Source organism: Lysinibacillus sp. GJ-1 (assembly GCF_021166035.1).
GTDB lineage: Bacteria > Bacillota > Bacilli > Bacillales_A > Planococcaceae > Lysinibacillus > Lysinibacillus sphaericus.
On the sequence record NZ_CP088912.1, the window covers coordinates 4,230,309 to 4,250,808 of the forward strand.

The following is a 20,500-nucleotide window of genomic DNA, read 5'->3' on the forward strand; positions in this document are numbered from 1 at the left end:
CTGTTTAATAAGAAAAAATAGCAATGTCTAATCCTATCAATAATAAAGTTACTTCTAATTGCACTAAAGGGGAACAATCCCCTACTTTCAAAAATAGGAGTTGTTATGATTGAAATTAAAACGAGACCTTGATTTATTTACAGCACATTATCAAACAAACACCCAAGAACAACAGACGTTACCATCCAATTGTACACAACTGTTAACAGAGGAAGATAAAGTATTATATCAAGTTTTAAATCAAACAAAAGCCTTTTATGCGAAAGATCAAACAATCCCTAGTGTATTTTATCAATCAGCGGAACGATTCGCAGAAAGAATTGCCCTGTCTTTTAATGGTGGTCGGATCACCTATCGTCAGCTCAATGAACGCTCCAATCAAGTTGCTCATATGTTACTAGACAATGGTCTCCAAAAGGGCGACAAAGTAGCTATTGTTATGGAACGTAGTCAGGATACTGTTATCAGTTTACTTGGCGTCCTAAAAGCAGGAGGTATTTACGTTCCAATAGATCCGAGCTATCCAAAAGAACGCTGTCAATACCTTTTAAATGATTCAGGAGCACCATTCATATTAATAAAAGAAGAACATACAGCGTTACTTACTAATTTATTACATAACGATTTTCAATGTCGTACAGTGTTTACACTGAATCGCATGGAAATCACATTCCCAAAAGACAATGTTTACATTGATCTCAGCCCTGCCGATTTAGCCTATATTATTTATACATCTGGCTCGACAGGCAAGCCAAAAGGCGTCATGCTAAAGCATGAATCTGTGATTAACTTAATTACTGATAATCAAAGAATCTACCAAGCAAGTAAAAATGATGTTTTTTCGCAATTTATCTCCTATAGTTTTGATCCATCCGTCACGGAAACATTTACTGCTTTCTTTTCTGGCGCTCGATTACATATGCTTACAAGTATGGAACGCATATCGATTGAAGCATTCGCTGAGATGATTGCAAGGGAAAAAGTGACAACAGCCACTATTCCAAATGCATTCTTTACGCAGCTTGCAACGCATCTCTCCAGCGATTACCAATATCAATTATCATCTCTTAAATATTTGTCTGTAGGTGGGGAAGCCCTTATGCCTGCGGTTATACAAAAGTGGCGTGAAAAATTCGGCACGACTACTGCAATCATCAATGTATATGGACCGACAGAATGTACCGTGCTATCCTCGTATTACAAAGTACCGGATACAATTATCGAACATCATGCTAGTATTCCAATTGGCAGACCGATTGCCAATTATGAGATGTATATTATTAATACCTACGGTCAGCTATGCCCTGCCAATGAAGCAGGTGAACTTTATATTGCTGGCGCAGGACTAGCTGCTGGCTATTTAAATCAGCCTGAAAAAACTGCTGAAGCGTTTGTCCCACATTTGTCCACTAAATCTGGGAAGTTGATGTATCGAACAGGTGATTTAGCTCGTTTATTGCCAAGTGGCGTAATTGAATTTGTAGGACGCAAAGATTCTCAAATCAAAGTGCGCGGTTTCCGCATTGAGCTTGGGGAAATTGAAACGGTGTTAAGTAATCACCCTAACATCCAAGAGGCTGTAATCCTTGCCAAAAAAAAGGACGATGGCAATAATAGCTTGTTTGCCTATTACACGGTATTCGGTGGTATGAAGGTGGAACAGGAAGCACTTCGACATTATTTAGCAGATCTTTTACCAGACTATATGGTGCCTGAACGTTTACTTGAAGTGCAGGAAATGCCATTATCTCCTACTGGCAAAATTGATCGAAAGCAATTAGCTGCCCTGGAGGTAACAACACCGCTACCAAGTCATTATGATGCGCCTGAAAATACAATACAGCAGCTACTAGCCAGTGCTTGGGAGCAAGTGCTAGATGTTGAACGTGTCGGCATTCACGATAACTTCTTTCATATCGGTGGACATTCTTTAAAAATACTTGAGATTTTAGTACAAGTGAAAAAACATATTCCATTTTTAAAAATTCAAGACTTTTTCCAATACCATACGATTGCTGAATTAGATTATTATATTAGTACTTATCAACCTGAAACAAATGAGGTATCCCAGCCAAAAACTGATTTAGTACGGAAAGATTTAATGGAACCAAGCCGTCTTATTACTGCTCACAATGTCACACCTTTAGCGATGAAAACGGTACTGTTAACTGGTGCAACAGGTTATTTAGGTAGTCATGTGTTATATGAGCTTTTAATGAATACGAACGCACATGTTTATTGTTTAATTCGACAAAGTGCACAGACAACGCCTGATGAAAAATTAAAAGATAGCATGTTATTTTATTTTGGACATGCTATTATCCCGATGCTGCAAAAACGAGTGACGGTCATCCAAGGCGATTTAAGTAAGGCAAAACTTGATTTATCTGCTAAAGACCACGCGCTTCTTACTGAAAAAATCGACGCTATAATTCATTGCGGTGCAGATGTAAGACATTTCGGAGCAGCAAGTCATTTTAACGATGTCAATGTGCAAGGCACTAGATACTTGCTGGAGCTTGCTAAATGTAAAATGGGTGTACATTTCCATTATGTTTCAACAATAGGTATCCCTGAGGAGCTTGCGGCAACACAATGGGGAGACAAACAAGCACTTGGTGATTTCGATTACAATGTTGCACTTTCAAATGTCTATAACCAAAGTAAGTTAGATGCTGAAAATCTCGTTAGAAATGCAGTGAATGATAGTATTCCTGTCTCAATTTATCGTGTTGGCAATTTAACATGTCATTCACAGACAGGGAAATTCCAACGCAATATAGATGATAATGCATTTTATCGTCTGGTAAAATCAATGCTTTACTTAGGAAAAACCCCGTCAGCTCATTGGCATGTCGATTTTACGCCAATTAATTATGCAAGCCAAGCACTTGTAGCACTAGCCCGTCAGCCAAAATCAAATGGGCACATATTCCATCTATGTAACCCGGTACCGTTACTTTATCTCGATTTTGTTGAGGCTATCAAAGATATGGGCTATGCGTTAGAAATTGTTACGGCGAAAGAATATGAAGATTGGCTATTACACTCGGAGCATCCAGAAGAACTACAAGATTATTTATCATTAGCCATTGCACAGCTTGACGGTGATGGCCCAAGCGATTCACCATTTAGAATGAATAGTGATAAAACACAGGACTTTTTAAAGCATACGGATATTACATGCGCAGAGCCTAATCCAGCCTTTATCCGTACAATGATTGGCTATGGCATTCAATTAGGTTATTTCCCTGAGCCAACGCCTGTTACAAGTACGATAATGTAGGAATTTAATAAACATTCCGCTGCTATTCCTTGGCTGAAGCGTACGTCAAAAGGCATCAAGATGTCACTCTCTTGATGCCCTTTGTCTTTTTTAGATGTCAGTTACTTATCGCCTTGGAGCGAAGATGTGCATCATTTAGAATTCCATTGCTATCAAGTGCCATAGTATTCACACTAATAGCAATAAAGTTTCAATCGTTACCCTTTTTCAAGTCATGCATAATAAGGAGATTTACAATGAACGATATTACTTTTGAGCATATAGAAAAAATTGGCCATATCATTTATGAAGACGAAATGTATCGGCATGTGCATTATCCAGAAATGCTGAGCCGTTATGATAGTAATTTTATTTTATTTAAAACAATGCCTGCATTAACGACATTTAAGAAAATGGAGCATTTACTACGCTCCTATCACCAACAACATAATCAGCGACATTTAAAATTTATTTTCCCGTCTAACGAAAAAATTCCGAGCACTATTCACAGTTATTTAACGGATGAAAACTATGATATTGGATTTTTAGAGTTATATACAATTGAACCTAGCCATTTCCCTGCAAAGGTAAATGAGCATGTTGAAGTTCGACCTGTGACTGACGACAATTTAGAGGCATTTTTAACACTGCAGTACAAAGAAGATTTAAGATATGGTGAAACTTTTGCCACTGAAAAACAAGCTTTACTCAAACACCGTTTTCACGATTCGAAGAAACATCAACTCCTTGCTTATTATGAAGGCATCGCAGTTGGTTCTACAGAGCTAATTGAAGAAGATATGACAGTTGAAATTGATAATTTATTTGTACTAGAGGCTTATCAACGGAAAGGAATAGGTACACAACTTCAGCAATATGTAATGCAAAATTTTCAGCAAAAAACCGTTATTTTAGTAGCAGATGGTGAAGATACACCGAGAGACATGTATCAAAAACAACATTACATTTATCGGGGTTTCCAATATGAAGTTTTAAAGGTTGAAGGTCAATAACTAGCTGTCTTTAAACGATACTTCAGCATCACAACAAACTAGAAAAGCGATTGCTAGATTACCGTTTTTTCTTTAATTAGCGTAAATAAAAAGCTTCTCAAAAGTTGATGCAACTGATGAGAAGCTTTTATTTTTAACGTTAACTATAGTATTGGGCAGTATTCAACCGATATTATGCTAAGATTTCGTTTCAGAGTGTGTTTCAACTATTTCTTTAGGCACCGCACGATAAACAGTAAATGCTAAAATAATCGCTACTATCGTGATAATAAAGGCAATAAGATAAACAAGTTCCACACCAGCTACCATTGCTTGGCTAATTGTAGACGGATCACTCGGATTTGTTGCCTTTTGTAAAAAATGATTTTGTTTGGCATTCATAATACTAATAAAAACAGCAACACCAATAGCGCCTACAACAGGCTGTAAAGTAGTCATCACTGCCGTTCCATGTGGATATAAAGATTTAGGCAGTTGGTTTAAACCATTTGTCTGTGCTGGCATCATAATAGCCGAGACACTTAGCATTAATAAAATATAGCATACTACAATTATCCAAATCGATGTTTCAGCCGTTAACCTGCTCAAAGTAAATACGGTACCACTTAAAACAAGTGTTGCTGGAATCATCAATACACGTGGTCCAAATTTATCGAACATCTGCCCCATAATTGGCGACATGAGCCCATTGAGTAAACTCCCTGGTAGTAATACGAGCCCCGCTGTTGCAGCCGTCAAAGCTAATGGTCCCTGCATAAATATAGGTAATATAATTTCTGATGCAAACATCGCCATAATAATAATGACAAACATAAATACAGCGTGTGTATACATTGGATATTTGAATACCCGTAAATCCATAACAGGCTCTTTCAGCTTAAATTGCCTTAACGAGAACAAGACAACACCTATGACTCCAATGATAATCGTCAGATAAACGCTAGAACTAAGGAAACCTTTTTCACCAGCAGCACTAAACCCGTAAATAATTGCTCCAAACCCAATCGTTGAAAAAAGCAATGATAGAAAATCAATTTTAGGTTTTGTAACTTCCGAAACATTTGTTAAATACTTAAAGGCAAAAACAATTGAAAATATGGCAAAAGGAATAACAATAATAAATAGATAGCGCCAACCTAAATATTCTACGATCACCCCAGATAAAGTTGGTCCAATTGCCGGTGCAAACGTAAACGTTAGACCTACAATACCCATAACTTTCCCGCGCTTTTCTGGTGGATATAACAAAAGAAACACATTAAATATAATGGGCATTAACAACCCTGTTCCAATCGCTTGTATTAAACGCCCTACTAATAAAACTGGAAAACTAGGTGCAATAGCACAAATAATCGTTCCAATTGTGAACGTGACCATCACACCAAGAAATAATTGCCTTGTTGTAAACCACTGCAACATCAATGCAGAGACTGGAATGACTATACCCATGACAAGCATAAACCCTGTTGCCATCCATTGAACGGTTGGCAAGGTAATATGGAATTCATGCATTAATGTAGTTAAGGCAATGTTTAACAATGTTTCGTTTAAAACAGCAAAGAACGCACCGATAATTAACGACAACATGATGGGTAATGTTTTAACATTGGGGTCCTGTGATAGGAATTCATATTTCACCGTTTGATTTTGATTCATTTATTTACTCCTTACGAATAGTCATATTAAAAAATGCTTCATAGATTTCATTATGATAAGTAACCTATGCTTAAAAATTTGTATATTCCAAACAAATCCTACCCAATCCTTCCTAGTTCATATACCATTGGGGAATTCACCACCTTGTTTAGCGTCAGAGCTTTTCATAATACCCACTATAGAAAACAAAAAGATCACAAACATCTGCCTGTGATCTCAAAAGTAAAGGGAAAAAACCGTCCTATTTTTATGAAGTTAGCCAGAGGGCATAAAACACCTACTTTTGATACCATCAAAAAAGGTGTAATTAGACAAAAATAAAAGAAAGGTTGAACAAAGTCGCCTTTCTAACATTGCATATTTTTCCATCGATTAAACAATCGTTCCTATATTTCGAAGTGTGATATATGGGAAAGATTCATAAAATGATGGAATTGTATTTTCACAAATATGAAATGAGGTATATTAAAACAAGACAGACTAATTCCGTTTACTCTGCATACACAAACAGAGCCTTTGACCATATTCAATTATTGGTTCAAAGTTGGGAATCGTAGTGTCATATTTAATAGTCCTCCTTTACGCATTTTATAATACATCACGAATTATAACGAACTTATTTGCAGAAGTCAAAGATTTCAAGAACAAGAAAAAATTATTTCAATAGTCGTTGGACAACAACTGCAAAAGAATAGGACACACTTTATGCATCCTATTCCTTCACTATTTTATTCATTTTGAAATTTTGGTAGGTAAATCATCGCCTTAAATAAATCGCCATCTACTTGAACGAAGAACTTTCCATCTTGGATTTGAATAAGGCTTTCAGCTATCGATAACCCTAATCCACTACCTTGACTCGATCTAGATTCATCTCCGCGTGTAAAACGTTCCATAAGCTCATCGACTGAAATATTTAATTCATACGCTGAAATATTTTTAAATGTTACTTGTAGTTCATTACCTAAATCTTCAACATCAATATATACTCTAGATGCAGGCAGTGCGTATTTAAAAATATTCGAAAATAAGTTTTCAATGGCGCGCCATAGAAGTTTACCATCAGCCTTCACATAGACTTTTTCTGTTGGGTGGGCTAACTTAAAATCTAAGGATGCTGCTTCGATTTTCTCATCCATCTCTCCTATGCCTTGTTTTAGTAACGAAACGATATCAATTCGTTCTAATTGAACAGGCATACTGCCACTTGACGCTTTAGCCGCTTCAAACAAGTCGTCCGTTAAAAGCTTGAGCCTTTTCGATTTTTGATCTAATACATCAATATATTCAGCAATTAATTCCGGGTCTTTTTCGATTCTTAATAAATCGACATACGTAATAATAGACGTTAATGGCGTTCTGATATCGTGCGAAACATTCGTAATAAGCTCTGTTTTTAAACGCTCACTCTTGATTTCACTATCCACCGACTTTTTTAAACCATCGGTAATGCTATTAATATTCATGGCAAGTTGGCTAAACTCCCCTTTTCCATCTACTTCAATTCGATGATGAAGGTCACCATTTTTAATCTGCTCTACGCCCTCTTTAATGCGATTAAACGATTTCACCTTTTTCATTGCCAACCAGGCTGCTACGCCTAGTGTAATAGGAAACATAAAAAATGTAGCCACTACTATTAAAGGATAGCCGATAACAAGTAACACAATTTTTACCGCTGTACTCCCATTATCAAATATGTTTTTCACCACAATAAAACATTTTTTAATAATTTGATAGATAAGTGTGTGCTGCAATAATGTTCGATTTTTAATATGCTTCACGAGTGATAAGACTAGTAACAAAGCAATTATAAAAATAGGCACCGTCAGAAGCAAGTTCATCTTGCGTAACACTTCAATAATCATAGCCATCCACATAGAGATTAAACATACGACGATTACAATATTTAAATCATTATATAATTTGTCCATAACATGTAAATGCAGTTCTTTATCTTTGAATGACGTTCTGCCAATAACAATTATTAAATAAACAAAAGATACAATAAATCCTGCTAGATAGAACATAAACTCATTCAGTAAACGTTTGGCAATCGCTTTATCTTTTTGCCATTCCTGCATTTTTTGCTGTAAGAAAGATTCTTCAAACGCCACATAAATAACGTCTGTTTGTGGATTTAACTGCTCCACTTCTTGTGTAACATAATCTACATACTTACTTTTTCCTACTTCTTTTGGATACAGCTTCTGTTGATAATCATCAACTAGCATATATGCGCCAAATGATGTAAATTGTTCTTTTTTATTTAGTTCACTATTGGAGAAGATATGTTTACCGTCACTTGCATAATAGACGATTCCTTCAGATGCTTCTAAAGTGTTGAGTAAACGATAAAAAACCCGTACTTGTTGTCTCATGCTTTCTTCTTTTTTACTGTTCAATTCATCCGCATATTCTTCTTGATATATGCGTCTATATTCCAATTCAGTCAAATTCGGATTATACTTGGATGAATACTGAAAATTATTATATAGTTCTTCTTCGATTGCAGTTATGTCTTCATTTGTTAGTGCCTTACCACTTAAAATATATTCTTCACTTTTATATTGTCCGATTAATTGTGCTAAGGAGCTGATAACACTATAACTTTCATCAGCGAATACTTGACTTTCAAAGTAATTATCTTCATTGATATTACTAAGATAAACATCATTTAATTCCATGCCCATAATAGCCTTCGCTGTACCCGTTAAACAAGCGATAGCAATTAGAAACACAATCACTTTTGTAATCAGTGCATGACTAATATTTCTCAACTTTATACCCAACTCCCCACACAACTTTTAAATACTTCGGCTCTTTCGGATTAATTTCAATTTTTTCTCGAATTTTCCGAATATGGACTGCCACCGTATTTTCTGGGTTAACGGCGCTTTCATTCCACACCTTTTCATAAATCTCTTCAATGGTAAATACTCTTCCAGTATTGGCTGTAAGTAGCTTTAAAATTTTATACTGTACTGGGGTCAAATGAACAGCTTGTTTATCAACCGTAATGACTTTCTTTTCATCATCAATCATAAGACCACCCGTTTGGAAAATATGGCTACTTACTTCCAGACTGCCAAATGCCGTATACCTTCTTAACTGTGATTTCACTCGAGCGACCAGTTCTAATGGATTAAACGGCTTTGCCATATAATCATCTGCACCAATATTTAATCCGAGTATTTTATCATAATCCTCCGACTTAGCAGAAAGCATAATTAATGGAATCATATTATCTTGCCGAATCTTCATGGTCGCCGTAATGCCATCCATTTTTGGCATCATAATATCCATAATAATTAGGTGAATTACTTGCTCTTGAATAAGATCAATTGCCTCCACACCATTGTACGCTTTAAAAACTTTATATCCCTCATTTTCTAAATAAACGCTTATTGCCCTTACAATTTCTTTATCATCATCACAAATCAAAATGTTCAACTACATTCAATCCTCCATCTCTTTAGGTTCCTGTAATCACTCCTATTGGATTCGTATAAAAATATAATACTAACTAAATCTTAACAAACTCATGCACCAATTCTTAAGATTTTCTTATTGTTTCCTATGTACGATCATTGTCCAGAACTGTTTTCATGGACATACAAAAAAAGAAGCCTCTCACAAGTTCCATGAACTTATGAGAGGCTTCGTTAAAATCCTAGCATTTCACCTATTACAAACCCTTCTAGCAAGGGGCTGACGGCTTATTACATCATGCCGCCCATGCCACCCATACCGCCCATATCAGGCATGCCTGGTGCTGCTGGTTCTGGAATATCTGCTACAACCGCTTCTGTTGTTAAGAATAAAGCTGCTACAGAAGCTGCGTTTTGTAGTGCTGAACGTGTTACTTTTGCTGGGTCTACTACGCCTGCTTCCATCATGTTTACCCATTCGCCTGTTGCTGCGTTGAAACCAACACCGATTTCTTCGCGTTTTAAACGGTCTACAATGATAGAACCTTCAAGACCAGCATTGTTTGCGATTTGACGAACTGGCTCTTCTAACGCACGAAGTACGATTTTTACACCAGTTGCTACATCGCCGTCAAATGCGTCAGCTGCTTTTTCAACTGCTGCATAGACGTTTAGAAGTGCAGTACCACCACCTGATACAATACCTTCTTCAACTGCTGCACGTGTTGAGTTCAGTGCATCTTCAATGCGAAGTTTACGCTCTTTTAGTTCTGTTTCTGTTGCAGCACCAACTTTAATCACTGCTACACCACCAGCTAATTTCGCTAAGCGCTCTTGTAATTTTTCTTTATCGAACTCTGAAGTTGTTTCAGCAAGTTGTGCACGGATTTGGCCTACGCGACTTTCGATTGCATCTGCGCCGCCAACACCTTCTACGATTGTTGTGTTGTCTTTTGTGACAACAACTTTCGCTGCAAGGCCTAGTGATGTAATATCAGCTGTTTTAAGGTCTAAACCTAATTCTTCTGTAATTACTTGACCACCTGTTAAGATTGCAATATCTTCTAGCATTGCTTTACGACGGTCACCGAAACCTGGCGCTTTTACTGCTACAGCGTTGAATGTACCGCGTAGTTTGTTTACAACAAGCGTTGCAAGAGCTTCACCTTCAACGTCTTCTGCGATCATTAAAAGTGGACGACCTTGTTGTACCACTTGTTCTAATAGTGGTAAAACTTCTTGGATATTTGTAATTTTCTTATCTGTAATTAAAATGTATGGGTTCTCAAGAACGGCTTCCATTTTATCTGTATCTGTTACCATATAGTGTGATGCATAACCACGATCGAATTGCATACCTTCCACTACATCTAACTCCGTTGTGAAACCTTTAGATTCTTCGATTGTAATAACACCATCATTACCAACACGTTCCATTGCTTCTGCAATTAGTTTGCCTACTTCGTCGTCTGCCGCTGAAATTGCCGCAACTTGTGCAATCTCTTCTTTGTTGCTTACCGGACGAGAAATGCTGTGTAATTCTGTCAGCGCTGCTGCTACCGCTTTGTCAATCCCTTTACGGATGCCAACAGGGTTTGCACCAGCTGTTACGTTTTTCAAACCTTCACGGATAATGGCTTGAGCAAGAACTGTTGCAGTCGTTGTACCATCACCAGCAATTTCATTTGTTTTAGAAGCAACTTCTGCTACTAATTTTGCACCCATGTTTTCGTATGGATTTTCAAGTTCAATTTCTTTTGCAATTGTTACACCATCATTTGTAATTAATGGTGAGCCGAATTTTTTTTCTAACACGACATTACGACCTTTAGGACCTAATGTCACTTTCACTGCGTTTGCTAATTTATCTACACCTTGAAGCATTAATGAACGAGCTTCTTCTGAGAATTTAATGTCTTTTGCCATTTGAATTTACCCTCCTGAAATGGAATATTCGTTAAGCTTGATTCATATAATAATAATTATCCAATAATTGCAAGAATATCGCTTTCGCGTAAGATTAAGTATTCATTGCCTTCATATTTAACTTCTGTACCTGCGTATTTAGAGAAAATAATGTGGTCGTCAACTTTAACGTCAAGCTCTACACGTTGTCCGTTTTCTAAAACACGACCTGTCCCAACTGCTACTACTTTACCTTCTTGCGGTTTTTCTTTTGCAGAGTCTGGTAGTACAATCCCAAATGCAGATTTTTCTTCTACCTCGATTAGTTCGATGACAATACGATCTCCTAGTGGTCTTAACAAGTAAAACAACCTCCTATTAATTTAAATATTAGTTGAAAGTTTATTAGCACTCTATATCAACGAGTGCTAATACATTTATTATGATAATCAATCAATTCTTTTTTTGCAAGCGAGAACTTCGAAAAATTTTGTTTTCTTTCCATATTCCTCTACAATAGAAAGGAAGCTTATGAATGGAAAGGATTTTGACTGTGAATAATTCTCTAAAAAGCGTTCAGCATAAAAAAACTGCTCTTTACGTTTTAATCGTTTACATTATCATGCAAGTATCAGGTAGATGGTTGCTTTTACCGTTCCATCAATTCGTGATGAATACAACAGGCTTATCTCACGAACAAGCAGCTCCTATCACACAAGGCTGGTATATCGCACTCAGTTTTGCGATTGCATTGATTATAAGTTTAATTTTAACCACTCGCGATAAAACGTTTTGGGATGTCTATCAAGGTAAAAAAGAGTCTATCCCGCTTACAATTATGTGGGGCGTTTTAGGTTTCTTCCTTGTATTCTTCGGTCAAATGATTGGAGCGGCTATTGAAATGGCTGTTTTTGGAATCGAGGGTGGCTCACAAAACACTGCTGATATCGTAGCGATAGCTAAAGGTGCACCCATTGCCATTTTAGCGATTGTTGTCTTTGGTCCCATTTTAGAGGAATTTGTCTTCCGTCGCGTTATTTTCGGCTCACTTGTTCAAACGACGAATTTCTGGGTGGCGGCCATTGTTAGTGCTATTTTCTTCGCACTGATTCATTTTGATTTTTCACACATCCTGTTGTATACCATTTGTGGTTTAATCTTTGCTTTCCTATACCACAAAACAAAACGGATATGGACATCAATTATCGCGCACATTATGCTAAATGGCTTTGTAACGCTTATCCAATTAAACGCTGAACCGTTGCAAAAGTTTTTACAAGAACTGCAAAAAATGCAATAAAAAAAGCTGGATGTGATCATCACATCCAGCTTTTTAAATTAGTCATTCATTTCTTCTATTTGTCGTTTTTGCTCAGCCAACAAACGCTCCACTTGCTCACGTTCTGCTGCTATCCGTTCTTCCTCTAACTGCATTGCTTCAGCTTGTAAAAATTTACGATAGCCCCTGCGCGCTATAATAATACTAATCTCATAAATTACAAATAGCGGAATTGCTACAATAACATTTGAAATAAAGTCGGGTGGTGCAAGGAATACCGCTATCACAACTAACACGAAATATGCATATTTTCTGAACTTCACCATTAATTCAGGATTTAATATACCTAAACGTGCTAAAAATAACGTTACAACAGGTAACTGAAAAACGATTCCGAAAGGCATAACTAGGCGAAACAAAAATGAAAAATATGCGTTAATTCCTATTGTTTGTTTGATTTCTAAATCCGCAGATAAGCCCATCATAAAATGCATAACATATGGGAACAACACAAAATAAGAAAATGATGCACCTGCTATAAATAGAATAAACGAATAAGGAATATATTTTAAAGTAGCCTTACGTTCTGTCTCATGTAAACCTGGTGTGATAAACAACCAAATTTGATGAAGAAGCAATGGTGAACTTAAAACGAACGCTACAAAAACCGTCACTTGTAGGTAAATAACAAGAGGATCGGTCACATTAAACGCGTTTAAAGTTAGTTGCTCTGCTTCTTTACTATATTGAATATATTTAATAATTGGTTCAGCTAGATAAAAGCCAACAATAAGTGCAATAACAAAGAAAACAGCACAAATAAAGAGCCGTTTCCTTAGTTCTACTAAATGCTCTGTAACAGTTAATTCTCTTGGATTCATATTAAATTGACATCCTTAACTTACTTAACGTTATCATTTTCTTTATGTTCAATTACTTTCTTTTTTGCATCATCATCGTCATCAGCTAGACCTTTTGTTGCATTTTTAAATTCGCGAAGTGTAGAACCCATAGCTTTACCTAGCTCTGGTAATTTCTTTGGTCCGAAAATTAAAATTGCAACCACACCGATAATAACTATACTAACTGGTGTAATAGCACTTAAGTGCACAACCATTACAGCCACCTCCTCTTATATATATATCATTTTAACTTAAATTTTTAGGTTTGGCGAATTTATTTAGATAGTTTGAACGCCATCAATTGTAACTGTTTACAAAATTGTGAATGCACTTATTTATCGCTATTTCTTATTAAATAAATAAGCGCTTGCAATTCAACTGATAAATCTATTGTTAATAATTTCATAGAATCGGGTACAGTAATTCGCTCTGGTGTAAAGTTTAAAATACCTTTTGCGTCCATTGCAGCTAAGCGATCCGCCATCTTCTGAGCAGAGCGTGAAGATACTGTTAAAATAGCTAGGTCTGCCCCGTATTCAGCATACTTTTCTTCTAGTAAATCGGGATGATACACAGGAATATTGCTGATCATTTTCCCTTCCTTAGGCGCCTTCGAATCAAATGCCACCACAATGTGCGTATTATGATTTTTCTGGAAATTATACTTTAAAAAGGCATTACCTAAGTTCCCCACACCGATTAATGCTACTTTTGTTGTTTCATGCTGATCTAGTGTTTGACTAAAAAATGTCAATAGATGTTGTACATCGTAGCCATATCCCTTTTTCCCAAGCGCACCAAAATAAGAGAAATCACGACGAATCGTTGCAGAGTCGATTTTCATCGCTTCGCTCAATTCCTTCGATGAAATACGTTCCATTCCTTCTTGCGCAAAGTTTTGGATAAATCGATAGTAAAGAGGAAGTCTTTTAGTTGTGGCTTGTGGAATTTTCACTTCTTGTTTCAAACTTTTTCCTCCTTATAAACACATCAAATCCACAGAAGTGCATTTGAATATTCTTTTGAAACATGCTTATACAAATCAATTACATCACTGTGTAATTGCGTCCAGATATTTTCCAAGCTTATGCGGTAATCTGTGACATCCACTGGTGGATTTCCCTTTAGTTAACGGCGTTTTTTACGCCACTAACTAAAGAGAAATCGTTTCAATCTTACATGACAGCTTGGAATAAGTAAAGCACTGACATTGCAAGCAAATCCCTCATCATTTACACTAAGAATGAATTGAGGTGTCAAGAATGATTGTATTACAAGTCAATCAACTATATAAATCCTTTATTGCCGATGAAATTTTAAGTGGCGTAAAACTAGAAGTTCAACATCGTGATCGTGTCGCATTAGTAGGACGTAACGGTGCTGGTAAATCCACTTTACTAAAAATCATTGCTGGTCAATTGTCATATGATGCTGGCGATATTATCATTCCAAAAGGTGTACAAGTCGGCTATTTGGAACAACATGCTGGACTAAATTCTACGTTGTCAATTTGGGACGAAATGATGACAATTTTCGAACCGCTTCTTTCACAAGAAAAAGCATTACGTTCCCTTGAACAACAAATGGCTAATCCAGCCGTTTACGATAACTCTGACATGTATACAAAGATAATGTCCGAATATGACCAATTACAACATGATTTTAAAGATGCAGGTGGCTATCAGTACGAGTCTGATACACGCTCTGTTCTTCATGGAATGCAATTTTACCCAGAGGATTATGAAAAACCAATAAGCTCCTTGTCAAGGGGCCAGCGAACTCGTCTAGCTCTTGCTAAGCTGCTACTAAGCAAGCCCGATTTATTAATTCTCGATGAGCCTACCAACCATTTAGATATTGAAACGCTATCTTGGTTAGAGAATTATTTAAAAGGCTATGAAGGCGCTATTTTAATTGTTTCCCATGACCGTTATTTCTTAGATCAAGTTGTTTCTATCGTCTATGAAGTATCTCGCCATCGCGTCACAAAATATACAGGCAACTATAGTGCCTATTTAGATGAGAAAGCAAAAAACTATGAGCGCGATATGAAAATGTTTGAACGCCAACAAGATGAGAAAGCCAAGCTAGAGGATTTTATTCAAAAAAATATTGCCCGTGCCTCGACGACCAAAATGGCACAGAGCCGACGCAAAATGCTTGAACGCACAGAATGGATGGACTCCCCTGAAGGAGATGAAAAGTCCGCTAGCTTCGGTTTTACAATTGAACGGCAAAGTGGAAATGATGTACTTTCTATTGATGCCTTAGCTGTTGGCTACGGTGACAAGCAAATTTCTAGCGGCATAACACTACGAACTTTTCGTGAAGACCGCATCGCATTAGTCGGACCAAACGGTGTGGGCAAATCCACATTATTAAAAACCATAGTAAAAGATTTGTCCCCACTTGCAGGGGAAATCCGCTATGGTACTAATGTGCAAATTGGCTATTACGATCAAGAACAGGCGAAACTATCTAGCAACAAGAGCGTTTTAAAGGAACTATGGGATGAATGGCCATTAATGAATGAAAAAGATATTCGCACTGTACTTGGTCGCTTTTTATTCAGCGGCGAAGATGTGGATAAAACGGTAAACTCTTTATCTGGTGGTGAGAAAGCTCGACTGGCATTGGCAAAGTTAATGATGCAAAAAGCGAATTTCTTAATTCTCGATGAGCCTACCAACCATTTAGATTTGGATAGTAAAGAGGTGCTAGAAAATGCCCTAATTGATTATCCTGGAACGCTCCTTTTCGTATCACATGACCGTTATTTCATTAACCGAATTGCTACCAAAGTTGTTGAGCTATCTGGAGAAGGTTCTTTTGAGTATTTAGGTGATTATGATTATTATCTTGAGAAAAAACAGGAGCTTTACGAAATTGCTCAAATGAAAGCAGCTTCTCAGTCACAACTACAATCAACAGCATCTGAAAAGACCTCTACTTCAACAATTGATAAAGAGGCAAAAAAGCGTGAACGCCAAATTAGAAGAACTATTGAAGAGCTAGAAGTCAACATGCAGAAGGCTTCAGTAGAAATTGCTCGTTTAGAAGAAGCACTTTGCGATTCTGAAATTTTCACAGACCATGAGAAAATTATACAACTACAAAATGAGTTAGCTACTGTTAAAGAACAGCACGAAGTCATTGAAATGGAATGGCTTGAGCTAAATGAAGAATTAGAAAATATTATTTTGTAAATCGTATAGCAACTGTATAATCTTTTAAGTACTTGGCACTAAACATAAATACCTTGCATAATATAAGCTCCTAAATCTTAAAAATCCACTTCGCTTTCCGCGGGCACACACGTAAGCCGCAACCCTCGCTATCGCATGGAATGCCTTCGTCTTACGTTCTGTCGTGGATTTCCCCTCATAATTTTCAGAATTGTTTTAGTACCTGGCACCTTTAGCCATATGCTTGTCATATGGCTTTTTTCTTTACTCGCCTTTATTTTTCATATATATTGGTCAAGTGCTATTTTTCGACAAAAAATGCCCACAACTTTATTCACACTATAAAACTAGTAATATCAACATATCAACAGACTTTTCCACACTGTCCACAATTTCAAATTATTTAATCCACATAGTTTTGTGTAAAATACGCTACTATATATAGAATAATCACAACTTATGCACAAGTTATCCACATTTTGTGCATAAGTACGAATGTTCGCAGTTTTTTCACATGTTTTTTTCACACGTTCTGTGGATAATTTTCTGAAAAATTTGTCAACTATTCTTTTTCTATTATAAGTATATATTTTCTTACAATATTCAAGATTTTATACGTAAAAAAAGAGGATGCCCGAATAACTTGAGCCTCCTCTTTTCAATCTCTTAGTCAACCCACGATTTTAATTCCATACCTGGGCGACCATTCATCATCATATTTCCACGAATACCAGCTTCAAACATTGGTGTTGCGGCTGCTCCAATCATTGCTGCATTGTCTGTACACAATTTCAATGGCGGTACAAAAAATGGAATTCCCTCTTTTGCAAAAACCGTTTCAAGGGATGTGCGCAGTCCTTTATTCGCAGCTACTCCACCAGCTGCAATGACTTGTTTAACATTATACTCCCGCGCTGCACGCAATGTTTTAGCTGTTAGAACTTCCACTACACTTTCCTGAAAGCCCTTTGCAACTGCAGTTGGTGATATTTCTTCACCACGTTGATCCATATTGTGCTTATAGTTAATAACTGCCGATTTTAAGCCACTAAAGCTAAAATCATACGAGCCTTCTTCAAGCCATACACGAGGAAAAGCAACGGCTTCTTGCCCTTCATGTGCTAACTGATCTATACGAGGACCTCCAGGATATGGTAAGCCTAGCACGCGTGCAACTTTGTCGTATGCTTCACCTGCTGCATCATCTCGTGTTTCGCCAATCACTTCAAACGAACCATGCTCTTTCATATAAACAAGCTCTGTATGTCCCCCTGACACAACAAGGGCTAGAAGTGGAAATTCCATCGGTTGAACAAGTGCGTTAGCATAAATATGTCCAGCAATATGATGCACACCTAAAATCGGTATATTATTGGCAAAGGCAAACGCCTTTGCAGCATTAATGCCAATTAAAAGTGCTCCTACAAGACCAGGTCCTTCTGTAACAGCTACTGCATCTAAGTCAGAGGGCTTCATATTCGCTTGTTTTAGCGCCTCTTCAATAACAATAGTAATTTGTTCGACATGATGGCGTGATGCAATTTCTGGTACAACACCACCAAATCGCTTATGGCTTTCAATTTGTGAAGCTACCACATTTGAAACAATTTCAGAACCATTACGAATAATCGCGGCTGCTGTTTCATCACAGCTCGATTCAATTGCTAATATAACTCGATTTTCCATTATAAATTCACCCACATGACTAGGGCATCCTCCCCGTTATCTGTATAGTATCCTTTGCGTATGCCACCATCTTGAAATGCTAGCTTGCGGTAAAGGTTTTGCGCCACAGTATTGGTTTCACGTACCTCTAGGCTCATCACGTCCATTCCATGCTCACGTGCAATACGCATCGCTTCCCGCATTAAGCCTTCTCCGATTCCTTGTCCACGAGCCGTCTCTAAAACAGCCACATTGGTTATTTGCGCCGCATCTATAACCATCCACATGCCACAAAAACCAATTATAGTATTGTTTTCATCTACTGCTAAAACATAGTGTGCATATTGATTTTCATGCATCTCATAGTAAAAAGAATCCAATGTCCATGGTGTAGGAAATGTAGCAAGCTCAATCGCATATACCGCTGGAACATCCTCTGACACCATTTTACGATATACGATATTACTGCTCATGTGTCTTCTCCTTTTGCTCCTTTAACCAATTCGCTTCAGCCTCAGCAATGCGTTTATATTGCGGAGTAAAATGGTGAACTGCCTCGATACTCGGTAGCTCTTCTGCGCTCGCTAAAAGAATGGCTGCACTAGCTCGTGGCAAGTCCTCATGAAGAGCTGCACGACACGCGTTTACTCCAAGAACTTCAACAATTTTATCCCAAAATACATCGACATCAGCCCCTACAAATAGTATAGGCGCGTTTAAAGCTTCCAAACGTGTTAACAGTGCCTCTATATGATCATGATAGTCTTCTATAACCACATCCAGTTTTGTTCCTTTATAAACAGCAGTATATACATTGCCCCGACGTGCATCAAAGATAGGACAAATTAGTCCATCAAAAAGTGCTGCATTTGCTGCTAAAACTTTTAAGCTTGAAACACCGACTAATGGCTTTTGAAGCGTCCACGCTAATGTTTTAGCAAGCGTTACACCAATGCGCACGCCTGTATAAGATCCAGGTCCTTCTGATACAGCAATTGCATCTAGTTCATTTGGCTTTACACCTACATTTGCTAGTATCGTTTCAATTGCTGGCATGGCTCCTGCAGAATGCGTTAATTTTATATTTTGTACAACCTCGGCCATCACTTTTCCGTCCTTTACAACTGCAACAGAAAGTGGCGCATTAGCTGTTTCAATTCCCAACCAAATCATCTCATTAGCTCCTCACATAGTGCCTCGTATCTCTTTCCATAAGGCATTAACACAAATCGTCTTTCGTTTTCACCAATACGATATATTTTAATTCCTAAACGTTCCTTTGGTAAATCCTGTTCAATTAGATGGGCCCACTCAACAACAGATACCGCATCACCGTAAAATAGCTCATCCCAGCCAAGGTCCTCATCGCTTTCTGCCAAGCGATATACATCTAAATGATTAAAAGGTAAACGTCCCTCATATTGTTTTACAATAGTAAAAGTAGGGCTATTAACCGTTCTTGTTACTCCTAGCCCTTTTGCTAATGCCTTTGTAAATGTGGTTTTCCCAGCCCCTAAATCCCCTTCTAATGTAATTGTATCTTGAGCCATCAGTAAATTTGCTAACTTAATGGCAAAGCGTTCTGTATCCTCTAGTGAATTCATTATTTTTTCAAATATCATCTCTATGTCCTCTCCTAGCTCATTACTTCTAGTTTACCGAAACACAAGCAAATGTTCAAAGCATCCAGTGAATTTCAAAAAAATAAACACGTCCTTCTGATTGAAGACGTGTCTACTCTCTTGTTGAATATCCCTTTACAGCAATAACCTCTTTATTTACTAATTTATCATCTTTAAATTGAATTATGTAGGCTTGTGTCATAAGGATTTCATCATTCCAACGATAATAATTACTTTCAATCATCTCACTAGCGTCCCCACCAGCAATTTTAACTACATCCATATACGTCATACCTTGTTTCAGTTGCGCAAATTCATGTTCATTCATATTTTTTTGCCAATGATATGAATTTGATTCCTCAATATCAATAATGGGTACTCCACAAGCAACCTTAAGTATAAAGATTAACCAATAGATACCGAAACGAAAAGCTATGGACATACCTCCGTCCTTGCAAAAACTCATACTGTCTATACATATGCACTGGACAACGATTTAGTGCATATCTTTTAGTATCCTCTATTTTCATGAAGCTATTGGCGATTCCATTGTTTTATTGGCGATTTCATACGCACT

The 20,500-nt window shown here is 37.2% G+C and carries 17 protein-coding genes; 4 read left to right on the forward strand and 13 right to left on the reverse strand.

Annotation, left to right across the window (positions count from 1 at the left end):
- Positions 1 to 109 precede the first annotated feature (109 nt).
- Positions 110 to 3,286 carry a non-ribosomal peptide synthetase gene (locus LO754_RS21035; protein ID WP_231785203.1) on the forward strand — a complete coding sequence of 1,059 codons (3,177 nt, stop codon included), beginning with the start codon at positions 110 to 112 and terminating at the stop codon, positions 3,284 to 3,286.
- Positions 3,287 to 3,522: 236 nt separating this feature from the next.
- Positions 3,523 to 4,278 carry a GNAT family N-acetyltransferase gene (locus LO754_RS21040; RefSeq protein WP_231785204.1) on the forward strand — a complete coding sequence of 252 codons (756 nt, stop codon included), beginning with the start codon at positions 3,523 to 3,525 and terminating at the stop codon, positions 4,276 to 4,278.
- Between the two features lie 177 nt (positions 4,279 to 4,455).
- On the opposite strand, the gene LO754_RS21045 is transcribed toward LO754_RS21040, so the two are convergent.
- The 5 genes from LO754_RS21045 to groES all read right to left on the reverse strand — a co-directional run bounded on the left by LO754_RS21045 (position 4,456) and on the right by groES (position 11,632).
- The gene (locus LO754_RS21045; protein ID WP_024363937.1) at positions 4,456 to 5,934 is read right to left on the reverse strand and encodes an MDR family MFS transporter; all 1,479 of its coding nucleotides are present in this window, start codon (positions 5,932 to 5,934) and stop codon (positions 4,456 to 4,458) included.
- A 728-nt stretch (positions 5,935 to 6,662) separates the two neighbouring features.
- Positions 6,663 to 8,714: a sensor histidine kinase gene (locus LO754_RS21050; RefSeq protein WP_231785205.1), complete on the reverse strand. Its 2,052-nt coding sequence runs from the start codon at positions 8,712 to 8,714 to the stop codon at positions 6,663 to 6,665.
- A complete protein-coding gene (locus LO754_RS21055) occupies positions 8,701 to 9,387 on the reverse strand; it encodes a response regulator transcription factor (protein ID WP_024363935.1) in 687 nt (228 codons plus the stop codon). Before LO754_RS21055 ends, LO754_RS21050 begins: the two co-directional genes overlap by 14 nt.
- A gap of 269 nt (positions 9,388 to 9,656) precedes the next feature.
- The gene (gene groL / locus LO754_RS21060; protein ID WP_231785206.1) at positions 9,657 to 11,291 is read right to left on the reverse strand and encodes a chaperonin GroEL; all 1,635 of its coding nucleotides are present in this window, start codon (positions 11,289 to 11,291) and stop codon (positions 9,657 to 9,659) included.
- Positions 11,292 to 11,347: 56 nt separating this feature from the next.
- On the reverse strand, positions 11,348 to 11,632 hold the full coding sequence (gene groES / locus LO754_RS21065) for a co-chaperone GroES (protein ID WP_024363933.1): 285 nt from the start codon (positions 11,630 to 11,632) through the stop codon (positions 11,348 to 11,350).
- A gap of 173 nt (positions 11,633 to 11,805) precedes the next feature.
- Between groES and LO754_RS21070 the strand changes: the two genes are divergently transcribed.
- Complete coding sequence (locus tag LO754_RS21070) at positions 11,806 to 12,570, forward strand: CPBP family intramembrane glutamic endopeptidase (RefSeq protein ID WP_024363932.1); 765 nt, start codon at positions 11,806 to 11,808, stop codon at positions 12,568 to 12,570.
- A 38-nt stretch (positions 12,571 to 12,608) separates the two neighbouring features.
- Here LO754_RS21070 and tatC read toward each other — a convergent pair whose 3' ends face one another.
- The 3 genes from tatC to LO754_RS21085 all read right to left on the reverse strand — a co-directional run bounded on the left by tatC (position 12,609) and on the right by LO754_RS21085 (position 14,418).
- Positions 12,609 to 13,430 carry a twin-arginine translocase subunit TatC gene (gene tatC / locus LO754_RS21075; protein ID WP_024363931.1) on the reverse strand — a complete coding sequence of 274 codons (822 nt, stop codon included), beginning with the start codon at positions 13,428 to 13,430 and terminating at the stop codon, positions 12,609 to 12,611.
- A gap of 20 nt (positions 13,431 to 13,450) precedes the next feature.
- Complete coding sequence (locus tag LO754_RS21080; RefSeq protein ID WP_231785207.1) at positions 13,451 to 13,666, reverse strand: twin-arginine translocase TatA/TatE family subunit; 216 nt, start codon at positions 13,664 to 13,666, stop codon at positions 13,451 to 13,453.
- 116 nt (positions 13,667 to 13,782) lie between these two features.
- Complete coding sequence (locus LO754_RS21085) at positions 13,783 to 14,418, reverse strand: redox-sensing transcriptional repressor Rex (protein WP_024363929.1); 636 nt, start codon at positions 14,416 to 14,418, stop codon at positions 13,783 to 13,785.
- 295 nt (positions 14,419 to 14,713) lie between these two features.
- Between LO754_RS21085 and LO754_RS21090 the strand changes: the two genes are divergently transcribed.
- Entirely contained in the window at positions 14,714 to 16,657 is a 1,944-nt protein-coding gene (locus tag LO754_RS21090; protein ID WP_231785208.1) for an ABC transporter ATP-binding protein, read from the forward strand.
- A gap of 645 nt (positions 16,658 to 17,302) precedes the next feature.
- Here LO754_RS21090 and tsaD read toward each other — a convergent pair.
- From tsaD to LO754_RS21115, 5 genes are all read right to left on the reverse strand, one after another.
- On the reverse strand, positions 17,303 to 18,322 hold the full coding sequence (gene tsaD / locus LO754_RS21095) for a tRNA (adenosine(37)-N6)-threonylcarbamoyltransferase complex transferase subunit TsaD (RefSeq protein ID WP_029747360.1): 1,020 nt from the start codon (positions 18,320 to 18,322) through the stop codon (positions 17,303 to 17,305).
- The gene (gene rimI, locus LO754_RS21100; protein ID WP_024363926.1) at positions 18,322 to 18,774 is read right to left on the reverse strand and encodes a ribosomal protein S18-alanine N-acetyltransferase; all 453 of its coding nucleotides are present in this window, start codon (positions 18,772 to 18,774) and stop codon (positions 18,322 to 18,324) included. Before rimI ends, tsaD begins: the two co-directional genes overlap by 1 nt.
- Positions 18,764 to 19,474: a tRNA (adenosine(37)-N6)-threonylcarbamoyltransferase complex dimerization subunit type 1 TsaB gene (gene tsaB / locus LO754_RS21105; RefSeq protein ID WP_024363925.1), complete on the reverse strand. Its 711-nt coding sequence runs from the start codon at positions 19,472 to 19,474 to the stop codon at positions 18,764 to 18,766. The genes rimI and tsaB overlap by 11 nt, the downstream gene beginning before the upstream one ends.
- Complete coding sequence (gene tsaE, locus LO754_RS21110; RefSeq protein ID WP_231785209.1) at positions 19,471 to 19,923, reverse strand: tRNA (adenosine(37)-N6)-threonylcarbamoyltransferase complex ATPase subunit type 1 TsaE; 453 nt, start codon at positions 19,921 to 19,923, stop codon at positions 19,471 to 19,473. Before tsaE ends, tsaB begins: the two co-directional genes overlap by 4 nt.
- 112 nt (positions 19,924 to 20,035) lie before the next feature.
- Entirely contained in the window at positions 20,036 to 20,365 is a 330-nt protein-coding gene (locus LO754_RS21115; protein ID WP_024363923.1) for a hypothetical protein, read from the reverse strand.
- Between the last annotated feature and the right edge of the window lie 135 nt (positions 20,366 to 20,500).